Raw genomic sequence first — 13,724 nt, 5'->3', positions numbered from 1 at the left:
TTCGCCAATGGAGGTGCGACAGTGGGCGATCGAGTACCGAAGGGTCGCCTCGCGCGCGGCGGCAAACTCGGCCGGCTGGCCGCGGGCCAGGCGGTGCGCGGCGTCGGCACCCGGCTGTCCATGATCGGCCGCACCGAGCAGGCCCGGCAGCGGCTGTCCGAACGGTCGACTTTGCAAGCGGCACAACAACTTGTCACCGTGCTCGGCGGGCTCAAGGGCGCGGCGATGAAACTGGGCCAGATGCTGTCGGTGCTCGACGTCGACCTGCTGCCGGAGGCCCATCGGGAGATGTTCCGGGTCAAGCTGGCCGAGCTGCGGGATCAGGCGCCGGCCGTGGCGTTCCCGGCGATGCGCACGGTGCTCGAGGGCGACCTCGGGCCGATGGCCCGCGTGTTCGCCGAGTTCGACGAGACCGCGATCGCCGCGGCGTCCATCGGTCAGGTGTATCGGGCCAGGTTGCACGATGGACGCGCGGTCGCGGTGAAGGTCAAGTACCCGGGCGTGGACGACGCCGTCGAGGCGGACATGCGGAACCTGGCGCTGTTCAGCAAGCTCTGGAAGTCCATGCTGCCGAGCGCGGCCGACGCGGAGGTGCTCGACGAGATCGCGCGCAATATCGGCAGCGAACTCGACTACGTCCGCGAGGGGCAGACCCAGCATCGGGTGGCCGCGCGCTACCGCGATCATCCGTTCGTCACGGTGCCGGACAGCATCGAAGCGCATTGCGGCCCAAACGTTCTCGTGACCGAGTTCCTCGAAGGCAAGCCGTACCAACAGATCCGGGAGCTGCCGAGCGCGGACCGCGATCACATCGGCGAGCTGATCTACCGCTTCTACATCAGCGCCCTGTTCACCGACTTCGAATTCTGCGGTGACCCGCATCCGGGCAACATCATGCTGGCCGGCGACGGCCGGCTCGGTTTCGTGGATTTCGGCCTGTACCACAGCATGAACCCGGTGCACGTGGAGTTCGAGCGGGCGTGCCTGCAAGCCGCGAGCGAGAACCGGGCCGACGATCTGTACGACCTGTGGCTGCGCCACGACATCATGGATCCGGCGTCCGGCGTGGCCGCGGCGGAAGTCCTGGACTACGTCTGGGCGGCCGCCGGCTGGCACCTCGGCGACGAGGAAATCACCATCACCCCCGAATTGGCTACCGGCGCATTGATTCTCGCCATCGATCCGCGCGCCGCCGAGTTCCGCGGCATGCGCCGGCAGCGGCTGCCCGCCGAGCATGTGTTCTCCCGCCGGGCCGACCTGTTCACCTTCGCCGCGCTGGGGCAGATCGAGACCACCAACAACTGGCACCGGATCGCCCGCGAATGGCTCTACCGGGAACCGCCGGTCACCGAGATCGGGCAGCGACTGGCCCGCTGGCAGGCCGGCCGGTAGCGCCGGAATCCCGGTGCACTTTGGGCGAATTCACATCCGGGTGCCCGCCCGGTTGGGCAGCGCACAAGGTAGGAGTAAATGGTGAGCAACTGCGCCGTCGCGCCGCATACTGAGATCGATTGCAGGTCGCCGGCGCTGGTGCTGCCAGCCGGGTGACCCGTGGTCGAGGGGCACCCGCCGGCCCCCGAGCTGTTCGAACCGGCCGACGAGAAGTGCATGAGTTGGTTACCGACATCATCGATGTGGGGGCGGACTTCGCGGTCGCCCGTAAAGCGCTGTGGGATCTGCTGCTCGAGCCGCAGACCTACCCGCGGCTGTTCGCCGGAATCGGCGCCTGTGAGCTGGTGGAAGCCCGCCCGGACAGCCGGATCGCGCAGGTGCGCATCGGCACCGCCGCCTCCGGTATCCGCACCCATCAGCTGCTGCTGACGGTGTGGCGCTGGTACGAGAGCTTCGAATTGCAGTGCCCAGGTACCGGCAGCTTCGTGTCGGTCCGGCTGCGCGGCGACGAGGAGCGCACCAAGGTCACCGTCACCGTGTTCGCGCCGGGCCGACTGCATCCGGCCATCGCGGGCGGATCCAACGCCGCCGTGGTGGCGTGGGTCAATGCCGGGCTGAAGCGCGCGGTCGACGTCATCCGCGGCGCGCGGACCTCGACCGTGATCAACGCGGAGAATTCCCCGGTCCGGCGGCAGGTCAGCGTGGCCAAGCAGATGGTCACCGTCGGCGTCGGCCGGACCGCGAACTTCGCGACCGGCGTCAAACAGGCGCGGTCCCTGGCGAAATGGGGCTTCAACCTGGCCGGCGGTTACGCGACCGCGGCGGCGCACACACCGGACCGGATCGCCGTCATCGACGACTACGGCACCCGCACCTTCGCCGAGATGCACACGCGCACCAGTGCGCTGGCCGGCGCCATGGCGAAGCTCGACCTCGGCTTCGGCGACACGATCGGACTGCTCGCGCGCAACCACGCCGGGATGGTCGAATGCATGGTCGCCGCAGGGAAACTCGGCGTCGACGTCGCGCTGTTGAATGTCGGGCTGTCCGGTAGGCAGATCGAGGACATCGTGCAGCGGCACCGGCTCGCCGCGCTGTTCGTCGACGGCGACCTCGAGCAGTTGGTGCACTACCTGCACGCGGATCTGCCGCGTTTCAATACCGACGGGCGCCACGTAGCGCCCGGCCGGGTCACCATCGATGAGCTGATCGCCAAGGGCGAGGAGCGTTTTCGGCTGCCGACCCGCGCGGGCAGGCTGATCGTGCTGACCTCGGGCACCAGCGGCACGCCGAAGGGTGCGCGCCGCCCGCAGCCCAAGGGTTTCGGCACCATCGCGGCCCTGCTGTCGCGGATTCCGTTGCCGATCGCGGAGCCCATGCTCATCCCCGCGCCGCTGTTCCACACCTGGGGTCTGGCCGGGTTGCAGATCAGCACACCGCTGCGCGCGACGGTGGTGCTGCCCGAGCGATTCGACGCCGAGGACTGTCTGCGGCTGGTGGCCGAGCACCGGGTCGCCAGCATGATCGTCGTGCCGACCATGGTGAAGCGCATCCTGGATCTCCCCGCGGGGGTGCGGGCCCGGTACGACACGTCGAGCCTGCGGGCCGTGGTCAGCTGCGGTGCGCCGCTGGCCGGGGCGACGGTGCTGGACTTCATGGACGCCTACGGCGACATCCTCTACAACGTCTACGGTTCCACCGAGGTCTCCTGGGCCACCATCGCCACCCCGGACGACCTGCGGACCGCGCCGACCACGGCGGGCAGGCCGCCGCTCGGCACCAGGGTCGCGGTGCTCGGCCCGGATCAGCGCCCGGTTCCGGTGGGCGTCACCGGGCACATCTTCGTCGGCAATCACATGCTGTTCGACGGATACGTGAACTCCGCGCCGCCGACCGAGGCCGACGGCATGCTCGACACCGGCGACCTCGGCTATCTCGATGTGGCGGGCCGGTTGTTCATCGCCGGCCGGGACGACGAGATGATCATTTCCGGCGGCGAGAACGTCTTCCCGCGCCCGGTCGAGGAGGCGCTCGCGCACCTGCCGCAGGTCAGCGAGGTGGCGGTGGTCGGCGTTCCGGATCAGGAATTCGGTCAGCGGCTCGCCGCGTTCGTGGTGAAACGCGAAGGGTCCGGGCTGGATTCGGACATGATCCGGTCCTACATCCGGCATCGGCTGAGCCGTTTCTCGGTGCCGCGCGACGTCACCTTTCTCGCCACGCTGCCGCGCGGCGAGACCGGAAAGATCCTCAAGCAGTTGCTCATCGGGCCGCAGGGCGGCGAGGCGCCGTTGTCGTCGGCGCTGGGCGGACCGCACTTGATCACCTGAGCCGCTCGGCGGGGTCCGGCAGGGCGAGGGTCGGTAGCGCCATCGCCATCGCGCCGATGGCGATGGCGGACAACATGAGCACGCTGCCGCCCAGCGTGTGCGCGCGGAAGAACACCACGCTCAACAGGGCGAGGCCGACCGCGTTGCCGATCTGTTCGATGGTGGGCAGCTGGCCGGATGCCTCGGCCATCTGGCGTTCGCGCAGGCCGGCAAGCATCAGCGGCTGGAGTTGCACGCCGAACAGGCCGACGCCGAGGCCCGCGATGAAGACCGGGCCGAGGGCAAGGGCAAGGTTCACGTTCCCGTTGGTCAGATACAGATAGCCCGCGCCGATCGCGACGCAACCGCCGTACCCGGCGATGCCGGCCGCGAGTACCTTGACCCCCCAGCGCCTTACCAGGAACGGCGAGGTGAGCGCGCCCGCACCCGCGCCAAGGGCGAACGGCGTCATCGCGATGCCGGTGCGCAGCGGGGAGAAGTGCAGTTCGTCCTGGAGGGTGATCGACACGGTGAACACGAACGCGGTGAACAGGCCGAAGAAGCTCGCCACCAGTCCGGAGCCGAGGGCGAAACCACGGTTGGCGAACAGATCCAGGCGAACCAGGGGGCTGCCGCCGCGTCGAGTCAGCCTGCGCTCGTAGCCGACGAATATCGCACCCACCGCCAGCGACGCGGCAATCACGCCGAAACGCCCTGGGCGCCAGCCGTTCTGCTGGATGTCGGCGAGCGCGGCGAGCAGCGCGAACAGGCTCACGGTGGACAGCGCGACGCCGCCGAGGTCGAGCCGGTCTCGGCTCACCGGGCGGCCGAGGCGCAGGTAGCGGAAGCCGAGCGCGAAGGCGAGCAGGCCGATCGGCAGGTTCATCAGGAACACCGAATGCCAGCCGAGTCCGGCGATATCGGCCGTGACGAGCGCCCCGCCGACGATCGGGCCGAGCATGCCCGCGAAGCCCGCGGTCGCGCCGTACAGGGCGAACACCTGCTGGTGGCGATTCGGCGGGAAGCTGGCGATGAGGATCGCGATGGTCTGCGCGGCCATCCCGGCGCCCGCGGCCCCCTGGAAGATGCGCGCGATCACCAATTCCATTGCGCTGCTCGATATGCCACACCACACCGAGATCGCGGTGAAGGCGACCACGGAGACCAGGAAGACGACGCGGCGGCCGCGGATGGCGCCGATGCGGGCGGCGGTGAGCAGGGTGCACGCGAAGGCGAGCGAATATCCGGACACCACGAGCAGCTGTTGCGACGGCGAGGCGACCAGGTCGGCGGTGAGGCTCGGCAGCGCGGTGTTCACGATGGTCACGTCGATCATCTGCATGAAAACCGCGATGAGACAGCCGGTGAACGCGAGCCACGCGTCGATTCCGCCGTCCGCGGGCGCACCGGGCAGGTGGGTGCCGAGGGCACTATCCGACATCAGAGTTCTCCCAACGGTCTCGGGTCGTGGGCTCAGTCACCGATTCAGGGCCGCGCTGAAGATCGGCCACGAGTTGTGCAGGTCCTGCTGCCAGTACCCCCAGGAATGCGTGCCGGTCGATCGCAGGTCGACCGTCGCGGGAATATCCAGCTCCCGCAACCGATCCCGGAGTTGCTGCGTGCACACGTGCGCGATGGCCTCCAGCGGGGCGCCGAACAGGTACTGATAGGCCAGTTGCACCAGATCGCCGTGGACGCCGTCGACAGTATCGAAGGGTCCGGGTCTGCCGTTCCCGCTGGCCACGTATATCGCTGTGCCGCGCAACTTCTCGGCATGCAGGTAGGGGTCGTTGGCGGCCCACGCCGGATCGCCCGGCGGCCCCCACATGTTGACCGTATTGCCCTGCTGGCTGGTGACGACGGCGTTGACCACGGCCTGACCGCGCGGGTCGCTGGTTCGCACACAGCCGCTGTACGAACCGATCGCGCGATACACCCCGGGCGCGGTCAACGCCAGCTGAAAGACCGCGGTTCCCGACATCGAGATCCCCGCGATGGCGTTGGCGCCCGTGGTCTTCAACGTGGCGTCGATGATCGGCGGCAACTCGCGAGTGAGGAAGGTGGCCCACCGCTGGGTGCCCAGCGCCGGGTCGTCGGCGCGCCAATCGGTGAAGTAGCTGCCCCCTCCCCCGAACGGAATAACGACGTTGACCTGCTTGTCCGCGAAGAACTCCGCGACATCGGTCGCATCCGCCCAGTTCTTGTCGGCGCCGCCGTCGGACCCGTTGAGCAGATACAGCGTCGGCGCGGGCGTCGAATCATCCGGCGCACGAAACACTTTCAGCACAACCGGCCGCCCCATCAACGCCGAGTAGACAGTCAGATCGACACCCGCCCGACCCTCGACCGAACTCACCACATACGAGCCGTCCGGCGCCGAAACAGGCTCCGGCATAACCGGTTCCGCTCGCGCACCGCCCACCGCCCCGCTACCGGCCAACCCCGCCACCACACACCACACGACCGCCACCGCCGCCCCCCGGACCATGCGATCACCCACGCGGCACCTCCGCCACTCCGTGCAGTCCCTGATGAGCGCAGACGCTAACCCGCTCCCACCACCCCCACCCACCCTTCCCTCATTCCTTGGGACACCTGACCGCCCGCCCCCGGCCCCACCTGGTCCCCATCACAAACGCAGGCAGAAGCGAGCGAAGACAGCCGGGTCGCCTCGTCATCGGCTACGGCTCGATCTGACGAGGCGGCCCGGCTGGTCGCTACTCGGTGAAGGTGACGGCGCCGGAGGGGCAGATGTCGGCTGCTTCGCGGACCTGGGGGGTGGTGCTGGGGCCGGGGGTGGGGGTGAGGATCTTGACTAGGCCGTCGTTGTCGTCTTGGTCGAAGACGGTGGGGGCGGTCAGGGCGCAGAGGCCTGCGCCTATGCAGACGGTGCGGTCGGCGGATACGCGCATATGCGGGCTTCTTTCGTGGTCGGTTACCAGGTGACCGGGAGTTCGTTCACGCCTTGGATCGTGGAGCCGGGGCGCAAGGTGAGTTGATCGGTGGGGACGGCCAGGCGCAGGGTCGGGATGCGCTCGAAGAGCGCGCTGAGGATGATCTCCAGTTCCAGGCGGGCCAGGTTCTGGCCAAGGCATTGGTGGACGCCGTAGCCGAAGGCGATGTGGTGCCGGGCGGAGCGGTGCACGTCGAACGTGTCGGGCTCGGCGAAGACCGAAGCATCGCGGTTGGCAATGGAATTGGAGACGAGCACACCCTCGCCCGCCTTGATCACCTGACCGTCGATCTCGATATCGGCCTTGGCGAAACGGCCGCCCGCGATGTCGGCGATGGCGAGGTAACGCAGAAGTTCTTCCACCGCACTCGAAATCAGCGTGGGGTCGGCGCGCAGGGCGGCGTGCTGGTCCGGATGTTCGAGCAGGGTGATCACCGACAGCGAGGTCATCGACGCGGTGGTCTCGTGGCCGGCGACGAGCAGCAGGATCGAGGAGGCAATGAGGTCCTCGCGGTCGATCTCGCCGTGCGCCAACTGATCCGCGACCAGACTGGACAGCAGGCCGGGGCCCGGCTCGGCTTGCGACCGGGTGATCAGCCCGTCCAGGTAGACGCCGAGATCGTTACGCGCGGCGATCGCGGCCTCGCCGGTGGTCGACTGCACCAGGCGGCGGCTGGCGTCCTGGAATTGCTCGTGGTCTTCGTACGGCACGCCGAGCAGCCGGCAGATCACCATGGACGGCACGGGCAGCGCGAACTGGCTCACCAGATCGGCGGGCGGACCCGCGGCGAGCATGTCGTCGATGAAACCGTGCACGATCCGTTCGATGTCGGCGCGCATGGCCTTGACCCGTTTCAGCGTGAACTCACTGATCAGCAGGCGCCGCTGCGCACTGTGCTCCGGCGGATCCAGGCTGATGAACGCGGGTTTGGTCTCCTGGAAAACGCGGAAGCGCGGCGAAAGGGCGGGAAAGTTCGCGTGCGTGCGATCCGACGACAAGCGCGGATCGGCGAGCAGGGCGCGGGCGGTCTCATGTTTGGTGACCACCCAGGCTTGGGCTCCGTCGAAAAGCGTCACCTTGCGCAGCGAGGGCTCCTCGTCGCGCAGCCGCGTGTACTGCTCGGGCAGTCGATAAGGGCAGGTGCGGTCGCTCGGAAAGGCGGGAGCGTTGTCGGTTCGGGGTGTCACAACAGTGTCGGTCATCGGTCCCCTCGAGATCGTAAGATACTCTTAGTACTCTATTTTTAGATTAGAGTGTCTTCCCAAGCAACGCAACGTTTTTCAGGAGCCAGGCCGCCAGTGAAAGTCCAGCAATCCGTCGACGCGGCGGCCGACTACCGTAAGGGCACACGCAGGCGCGGTGAGGAATTGGAGCATGCCATCCTCACCGCGACACTGGACGAGCTCGCCGAGGTCGGCTATGCCGCGCTCACCATGGACCGGATCGCGGTCCGGGCCCGCACCAGCAAAACCGTGCTCTATCGCCGCTGGGCCGGCCGCGCCGAATTAGTGGTGGACGCCTGCACATTGGGCGGCAGCTCCGACGTCGAGATCCCCGACACCGGCGAACTGCGCGCCGACGTCATCGCCCTGTTGCGCCAGATGGCCGCGAAGATGGCCTCGCCGTTCGGCGGCATCATGCGCGGCCTGCTCGCCGAGCTGACCCGCGATCCCGAACTGGGCCGCCTCATCCGCGAACATGTACACAAGGCCGGGCCCGCGACGATCCACACGATCCTGGAACGGGCCGTCGAACGCGGCGAGGTGGATCGCGCTATCCTTGACTCCCGCCGGGCGACCGTCGCGCCCGACCTGTTGCGCAACCATTTCCTGCTGTTCGGCGATCCGGTCGAGGAGGAAGTGATCGTCGGCATCGTGGACGAGGTTTACCTGCCACTGGTCCTGCGTCACCCACCTTCGTCGCAATAAGGCCACTTCAGCGACGGTGCCAGCACACGACGCGTTCAACTGCTGACCGTAACGTTCGACGGGTAGCGGCGGACGGAGATCCCCATGCTCGATCCACGGCTCAGAACAGCCTGGCTGGCCAACATCGCGGTGGGCGCGGCGGCGGTAACGGTGCGGACACCGTTCTACCCGCGCCCGCGGATCACCCTGATCAGCACCGATTCGACTCGGGCACAACGCGATTCGATAACCGCCTCGGACCTCGAACTGGTCACCGTGACCGACCGGTCCGCGATCCTGACCTGGACCACCCGGGTCCGCGATCGGTCGGGACGCCAGCGCCCGGTCCCCACCGACACCGAGGTTCGTCTCGCACCGGCGGACAGTCCGGCGCCCGCCCGGCTCTATCACCTCGATTCTCGTTGCACCGCATATCATTACGCGGAAATCACCGGACTGGAACCGGGCCGCGCCTACCGGTTCGAGGCGTACTCGAACGGACGCCGCGCCGTTCCCGCTCGCACCCTGGTGACCCGCCGATCCGGAACCCCGGAATCCACCGGCACATTCACCACCGCGACACCCCCACCGGGCAGGCTGCTGCGCACCATCGCACTCGCCAACGACGTGCACTACGGGGAACGCACCAGCGGACTCGTGGTCAGCGGTCTGCCGACCGGGTTCCGCCACGACACCGCGCAATACCCGGAGATCATGCTGGACGCCCTGCTCGACGATGTGCGCAGCCCGGACCGCGCCGCCGATCACCTGATCATCGCCGGGGACCTCACCGACAGCGGCACGCGCGACCAATCACTGGCGGTGCGTGCACGATTGGACCGCTGGGGCGTGCTGGGCCGGGACTACTTCGTCTGCCGCGGCAATCACGACAAGCCCGAGCAAGTACGCGGCCACACCCGCGACCACTGGGGCGCGGTGTTCCACGGCCGTCAGCGACTGGTCGAACATCACGTCGGCGGATTGCGCCTGATCGGGCTCGACACCACCCGGCTGACCGGCGCCGGCGGCACTATTGTTGCCCCGCAACGGGATCGACTCCGCGAGATCCTGTCCGCCGACCCGCACCGGCCGACCCTGATCTTCGGCCACCACCCGGTGACATCGCATGCGGCGGTGAGCAATCCGGGCGGGCCCGGCTTCGTCCTCGACCCGTCGAACGCCGCCGCGCTGCACGCCCTCTACCGCAGCGCACCGGGCGTCTTCCTCCATCACAGCGGCCACACGCACCGAAATCGCCGCAGCCGCCCCAACATCGGCATCGAGGTCGAGTTCCTCGAGGTCGCGGCGGTCAAGGAGTACCCAGGCGGTTACCTGCTGCTGCGCATTTACGAGGGCGGGTACACGGCGAACTTCTACAAGACCCGCGCCGACGCCGCCCGCAGCTGGAGCACCCGCACCCGCCGCCAGTACCTCGGCCTGCATCCCGATCACTCGCTCGGCAGCTGCGCCGACCGCAACCACGTCACCCTGCGCGACTTCTCCGGCCTGCGTTAGATCCAGCCCTTCTCCCGCGCCTTGAGCGCGGCCTCGTAGCGGTTGGCGACGCCGAGTTTGGCCATGGCCGAGGACAGGTAGTTGCGGGTGGTGCCGGGCGAGAGGTGGGCGCGACGGGCGATGTCTTCGACGGACGCGCCGTCGATGGCGTATTCGAGCACGTCGGCTTCGCGGGCGGTGAGCACGGTGTCGCCGGCGCTGATGGCTTCGGCGGCCAGCTCCGGGTCGACGTATCGGCCGCCGCGGTGCACGGTGCGGATCACCTCGGCCAGGGTCGCCGCCGAGGTGGTCTTCGGCAGGAAGCCGCGCACACCGGCGGCGAGCGCGCGTTTGAGGTAGCCGGGGCGACCGTGGCTGGTGACGATCAGCGTGCCCGCGCCGGGGGTGAGCCGCTGCAGTTCGACGGCGGTCTCGATGCCGTCGATGCCGGGCATCTGCAGGTCGATGACCGCCACCGCGATCGGCTCGCCGCGCTCGCTACGCCGGCGCCACGCGGCGAGCAGTTCCTCGCCGGAGCCGACGTGTTCGATCACCTCGAGGTCGGCCTCCAGATCGAGCATGGTTGCCAGTGCGGCCCGGACGAGCGTTTCATCGTCGGCGAGGAACACCGGAATCATTTGTTCTCCCAATGGATTTCGAGGATAAACTGCTCGGGGGACGCGGTCACGTCCAGAGTCGCGCCGATGGCCGCGAGCCGCTCACCGAGGCCGCGCAGGCCGGATCGCTCCCCCGGCGTGCCGTCCGGGCGGTCGTTGCGCAGCGACATGCCCGCGTCGCCGAGGGTGAGCACCGCCGAGGTGGCCGAGGAGTGTTCGACGATGTTCGTGGTGCCCTCCCGCACGACCCACGCGGCGACCTCGTGGAACCGCGCCGGAACCTTGGCCGCATCGCCTTCGACCGCGAGCAGGCAGCCCACCGCCGACAGCAGCGAGCGTGCGCCGCCCACCTCCCTGCGCAGATCGATACCCCGGTAGCCGCGCACCAGTTCGCGCATCTGCCCCATCGACTCGACCGCGAGCGTCTTGACCTCGTCCATCTCGGCGGCCGCCCGGTCCCCCTGACCGGATCGTGAAAGCACCGCCGCGAGTTCGCTTTTCACCGCGATCGCGGAGAAGCCGCGACCGACGATGTCGTGCAGATCCCGGGCGAAGCGCAAACGCTCTTCGGCCACTTGCAATTCGGCCTCGACCCCCTTCGCCCGGTCCAGCTCGTCGACCACCCGCACGCCCCACACGGTGAGCAATGTCGTTGCGACGACGAAACATCCGGCGAGGTAGGTGACCGCGGCCAGTAGCAGTCCGGTCAGCGGCGAGGAACCCATGAGCAGCCCGGTGGCCACGCTCACGCCGAGCACGATCCACCATTTGTGCCGCAGGAACGAGACCACGGCGAGCATGCCGAGCGCCGCCGCGAAGAGGCTGGCGACTCTGGCCTGCTCGACGACCGAATCGCGGTCGGCCAGCCGGGCCACCAGGGCGAAGCCCAGCCAGACCCCCACCAGCGCCACGCTCGCGGCCGGTAGCGCCCACCGCCGCCACCGCGCGCCCGACGGTCCGGCGAAGTCCGGTTGCACCTCCAGCGCGACGACCGACGCGACGCCGGCGAGCACGGTCCCGACGGTCAGCCACGGCCCGCGCGCACCGACCGCCATCACCGCGATCGCCGAGAGCACCGCGAGCTGGATGGTGACGCGCGTGTAGAGCCGGAACTTGTCCGGCCCTGACAACGCGTCCCACCAGGAGGTCAAGCGGCTCAACCGCGATCGTCCCAGCGGAAGCTCTTGCGGGTCAGCGCGAGCGCCAGGACGGTCCATATCGCCAGTGTGGCAAACGGCCGGCCGAGTTCGGCGAAGGTGCCCGCGAAGTCGACGGCCACGTCGGCCGCGGCGGCGGTGGACGTCTTGCCGGACGCGCCGAGCGAAGCCAGGTCGGAGATGGCCGCGAACGGCGTCCAATCGGCCAGCGTGGCCAGCCGGTCCGGCAGGATCGTGCGGATGGATCCGAGGCCGACCATCGCCACCACCATGATGGGCAACGAGGTCATCTGCGCGGCCTCGGCGTTCTTCGTCACCGCGCTGGTCGCGAGCGCGAGCAGGGAGAACAGGACGATACCGGCCAGCAGCGCGAGCCCGATCGCCAGCGGGTTGACCGGGGCGGGCGCGCCCGCGCCGTAGATGACCGCGGCGACGACGACCGTACCGAAGGCCGTCATCACGACACCGGGAACCGCGGGCGCGGTCAGGATCTGCCAGTCGGCGGCCTCCCCGGTACGCAGCCGCTTCAGCACGCCCTCGCTGCGACGCGTGGTGACCATCGACAGCACCGAGTAGTACTGCACGAACAGCAGAGCGAGCAGCGTGAACATCTCGAACGCGACCGCGGCCGTGGTCGTCGTCGGCGCGTCGTCCTTGATCGCGATGAAATACGTGGCGAGCGGAATGCCGATCGGGAACAGGGTCGCCATCCAGACCAGCGTCTTGTTGCGCCGGAACTGTAGGTACTCGGCCTTCGCGAGCGCGACCAGCGGGCGGCGGCGGAACGCGGTGGCGGGTGCGGCGAGGGTGGTCATCGGGCTGCTCCGATCAGTTCGGGGGTGGTCGCGGACGGCGCGACCGGTTCGTTGGCGATGTCGAGGAAGACGGCCTCCAGCGAGGCGGCGGTGGCTTCGAGCCCGCCGAGGTGCAGTCCGTGCTCGCGGGCCCAGCCGAGCAGTTCGAACAGGTGCCCCTGCAGGTCGTAGGTGCTGACCGTGACCCGCGCCTGCGCGTCCACCTGTGCGGACCGCAGCTGCGGCAACGGCAGTCCCGGATGATCGAAGACGATCCGCGCCGGATGGCCGTCCACGATCTCGCGCAGTGTGCCCGCCCTGGCCACCGCGCCCTTGTGCATGATCGAGATCCGGTCGGCCAGCGCCTCGGCCTCGTCCAGGTAGTGCGTGGTGAGCACCATGGTCACGCCGGAGGCCTTGAGGCCGGCGAGCAACTGCCAGGTCGCCCGGCGGCTCTCCGGATCGAGCCCGGTGGTCGGCTCGTCGAGAAACAGCAGGCGGGGCCGGCCGAGCAGGGCACAGGCCAGGTCGACGCGCCGTTGCTCACCACCGGAGAGCGCGCCGACGCGGACATCGGCGCGATCGACAAGATCCACCTGGGCGAGGACGGTGTCGGCGGTCGTCGGGTTGCTGCACGTCCCGCGCCACATCTCCAGGGTCTCGCGGATGGTCAGCTCGGCAGGCAGCCCGCCGGCCTGCAACATGATGCCGACCTGGGCGCGAACCTGAGCGCGGTCCCGGCGCGGGTCGAGGCCGAACACCTCGACTACCCCGGACGACGGTGCGGCCAGTCCCTCCAGCATGTCCAGGGTCGAGGTCTTGCCCGCCCCGTTGGTACCGAGCAGTGCGAACACCTCGCCCTCGAAGACCTGGAGGTCGACGCCTTTCACCGCCTCGAAGGCGGTCTTGCCGGTGCCGTAGGTGCGGCGTAGGCCGCGGGCGGTGATGACATCGGCGTAATGGGTGTTGTTCATGACTTCAACGATCACCGACCGCGGGCGGTGGCAGTAGTAAGCGCAGTCATCGAAACCCGATGGGTTGTCCATGGATTGGCGATGACAAAAGTCATACGGTTGCGGCCGCAACCGCGGGGTACCTCCTGG

General features: G+C 68.7%; 12 protein-coding genes. 4 read left to right on the top strand and 8 right to left on the bottom strand.

What is annotated here, in order from left to right:
- Positions 1-21: 21 nt before the first annotated feature.
- Positions 22-1,392, top strand: coding sequence for an ABC1 kinase family protein (locus ACFQ9K_RS17555; protein ID WP_378722599.1), 1,371 nt, complete (start codon positions 22-24; stop codon positions 1,390-1,392).
- 221 nt (positions 1,393-1,613) lie between these two features.
- The gene (locus ACFQ9K_RS17550) at positions 1,614-3,719 is read left to right on the top strand and encodes an AMP-binding protein (RefSeq protein ID WP_378722618.1); all 2,106 of its coding nucleotides are present in this window, start codon (positions 1,614-1,616) and stop codon (positions 3,717-3,719) included.
- On the opposite strand, the gene ACFQ9K_RS17545 is transcribed toward ACFQ9K_RS17550, so the two are convergent.
- The 4 genes from ACFQ9K_RS17545 to ACFQ9K_RS17530 form a co-directional block, all read right to left on the bottom strand.
- The gene (locus tag ACFQ9K_RS17545; protein WP_378983340.1) at positions 3,712-5,139 is read right to left on the bottom strand and encodes an MFS transporter; all 1,428 of its coding nucleotides are present in this window, start codon (positions 5,137-5,139) and stop codon (positions 3,712-3,714) included. The two genes, ACFQ9K_RS17550 and ACFQ9K_RS17545, sit on opposite strands and share 8 nt — an antisense overlap.
- 36 nt (positions 5,140-5,175) lie before the next feature.
- Positions 5,176-6,186, bottom strand: a complete 1,011-nt coding sequence (locus ACFQ9K_RS17540; RefSeq protein ID WP_378716901.1) for an alpha/beta hydrolase — start codon at positions 6,184-6,186, stop codon at positions 5,176-5,178.
- A 229-nt stretch (positions 6,187-6,415) separates the two neighbouring features.
- A complete protein-coding gene (locus ACFQ9K_RS17535; protein WP_378716890.1) occupies positions 6,416-6,610 on the bottom strand; it encodes a ferredoxin in 195 nt (64 codons plus the stop codon).
- Positions 6,611-6,633: 23 nt separating this feature from the next.
- Complete coding sequence (locus tag ACFQ9K_RS17530) at positions 6,634-7,854, bottom strand: cytochrome P450 (RefSeq protein WP_378716888.1); 1,221 nt, start codon at positions 7,852-7,854, stop codon at positions 6,634-6,636.
- A gap of 96 nt (positions 7,855-7,950) precedes the next feature.
- Here ACFQ9K_RS17530 and ACFQ9K_RS17525 point away from each other — a divergent pair, with 96 nt between their 5' ends.
- Positions 7,951-8,580, top strand: a complete 630-nt coding sequence (locus tag ACFQ9K_RS17525) for a TetR/AcrR family transcriptional regulator (protein WP_378716886.1) — start codon at positions 7,951-7,953, stop codon at positions 8,578-8,580.
- Positions 8,581-8,664: 84 nt separating this feature from the next.
- A complete protein-coding gene (locus ACFQ9K_RS17520; protein WP_378716884.1) occupies positions 8,665-10,074 on the top strand; it encodes a metallophosphoesterase in 1,410 nt (469 codons plus the stop codon).
- Here ACFQ9K_RS17520 and ACFQ9K_RS17515 read toward each other — a convergent pair.
- From ACFQ9K_RS17515 to ACFQ9K_RS17500, 4 genes are read right to left on the bottom strand one after another with little or no spacing between them, the layout of a single operon-like run.
- A complete protein-coding gene (locus ACFQ9K_RS17515; protein WP_378716883.1) occupies positions 10,071-10,691 on the bottom strand; it encodes a response regulator in 621 nt (206 codons plus the stop codon). The two genes, ACFQ9K_RS17520 and ACFQ9K_RS17515, sit on opposite strands and share 4 nt — an antisense overlap.
- Entirely contained in the window at positions 10,688-11,830 is a 1,143-nt protein-coding gene (locus tag ACFQ9K_RS17510) for a sensor histidine kinase (protein ID WP_378716881.1), read from the bottom strand. The genes ACFQ9K_RS17515 and ACFQ9K_RS17510 overlap by 4 nt, the downstream gene beginning before the upstream one ends.
- Entirely contained in the window at positions 11,827-12,642 is an 816-nt protein-coding gene (locus tag ACFQ9K_RS17505; protein WP_378716880.1) for an ABC transporter permease, read from the bottom strand. The genes ACFQ9K_RS17510 and ACFQ9K_RS17505 overlap by 4 nt, the downstream gene beginning before the upstream one ends.
- Positions 12,639-13,595, bottom strand: coding sequence for an ABC transporter ATP-binding protein (locus ACFQ9K_RS17500; RefSeq protein ID WP_378716879.1), 957 nt, complete (start codon positions 13,593-13,595; stop codon positions 12,639-12,641). Before ACFQ9K_RS17500 ends, ACFQ9K_RS17505 begins: the two co-directional genes overlap by 4 nt.
- Between the last annotated feature and the right edge of the window lie 129 nt (positions 13,596-13,724).

The sequence above is a fragment of the Nocardia sp. NPDC056564 genome, assembly GCF_042793755.1.
Taxonomy (GTDB): domain Bacteria; phylum Actinomycetota; class Actinomycetes; order Mycobacteriales; family Mycobacteriaceae; genus Nocardia.
Note: the sequence above shows the minus strand (reverse complement) of the source record. Positions and strands in the feature narration are given on the sequence as shown.

Bases quoted from the DNA above. Each gene is read 5' to 3' on its own strand.
- ACFQ9K_RS17545 (WP_378983340.1), bottom strand. From the start codon at position 5,139: ATGTCGGATAGTGCCCTCGGCACCCACCTGCCCGGTGCGCCCGCGGAC.
- ACFQ9K_RS17540 (WP_378716901.1), bottom strand. From the start codon at position 6,186: ATGGTCCGGGGGGCGGCGGTGGCGGTCGTGTGGTGTGTGGTGGCGGGG.
- ACFQ9K_RS17535 (WP_378716890.1), bottom strand. From the start codon at position 6,610: ATGCGCGTATCCGCCGACCGCACCGTCTGCATAGGCGCAGGCCTCTGC.
- ACFQ9K_RS17530 (WP_378716888.1), bottom strand. From the start codon at position 7,854: ATGACCGACACTGTTGTGACACCCCGAACCGACAACGCTCCCGCCTTT.
- ACFQ9K_RS17520 (WP_378716884.1), top strand. From the start codon at position 8,665: ATGCTCGATCCACGGCTCAGAACAGCCTGGCTGGCCAACATCGCGGTG.
- ACFQ9K_RS17515 (WP_378716883.1), bottom strand. From the start codon at position 10,691: ATGATTCCGGTGTTCCTCGCCGACGATGAAACGCTCGTCCGGGCCGCA.
- ACFQ9K_RS17505 (WP_378716880.1), bottom strand. From the start codon at position 12,642: ATGACCACCCTCGCCGCACCCGCCACCGCGTTCCGCCGCCGCCCGCTG.
- ACFQ9K_RS17500 (WP_378716879.1), bottom strand. From the start codon at position 13,595: ATGAACAACACCCATTACGCCGATGTCATCACCGCCCGCGGCCTACGC.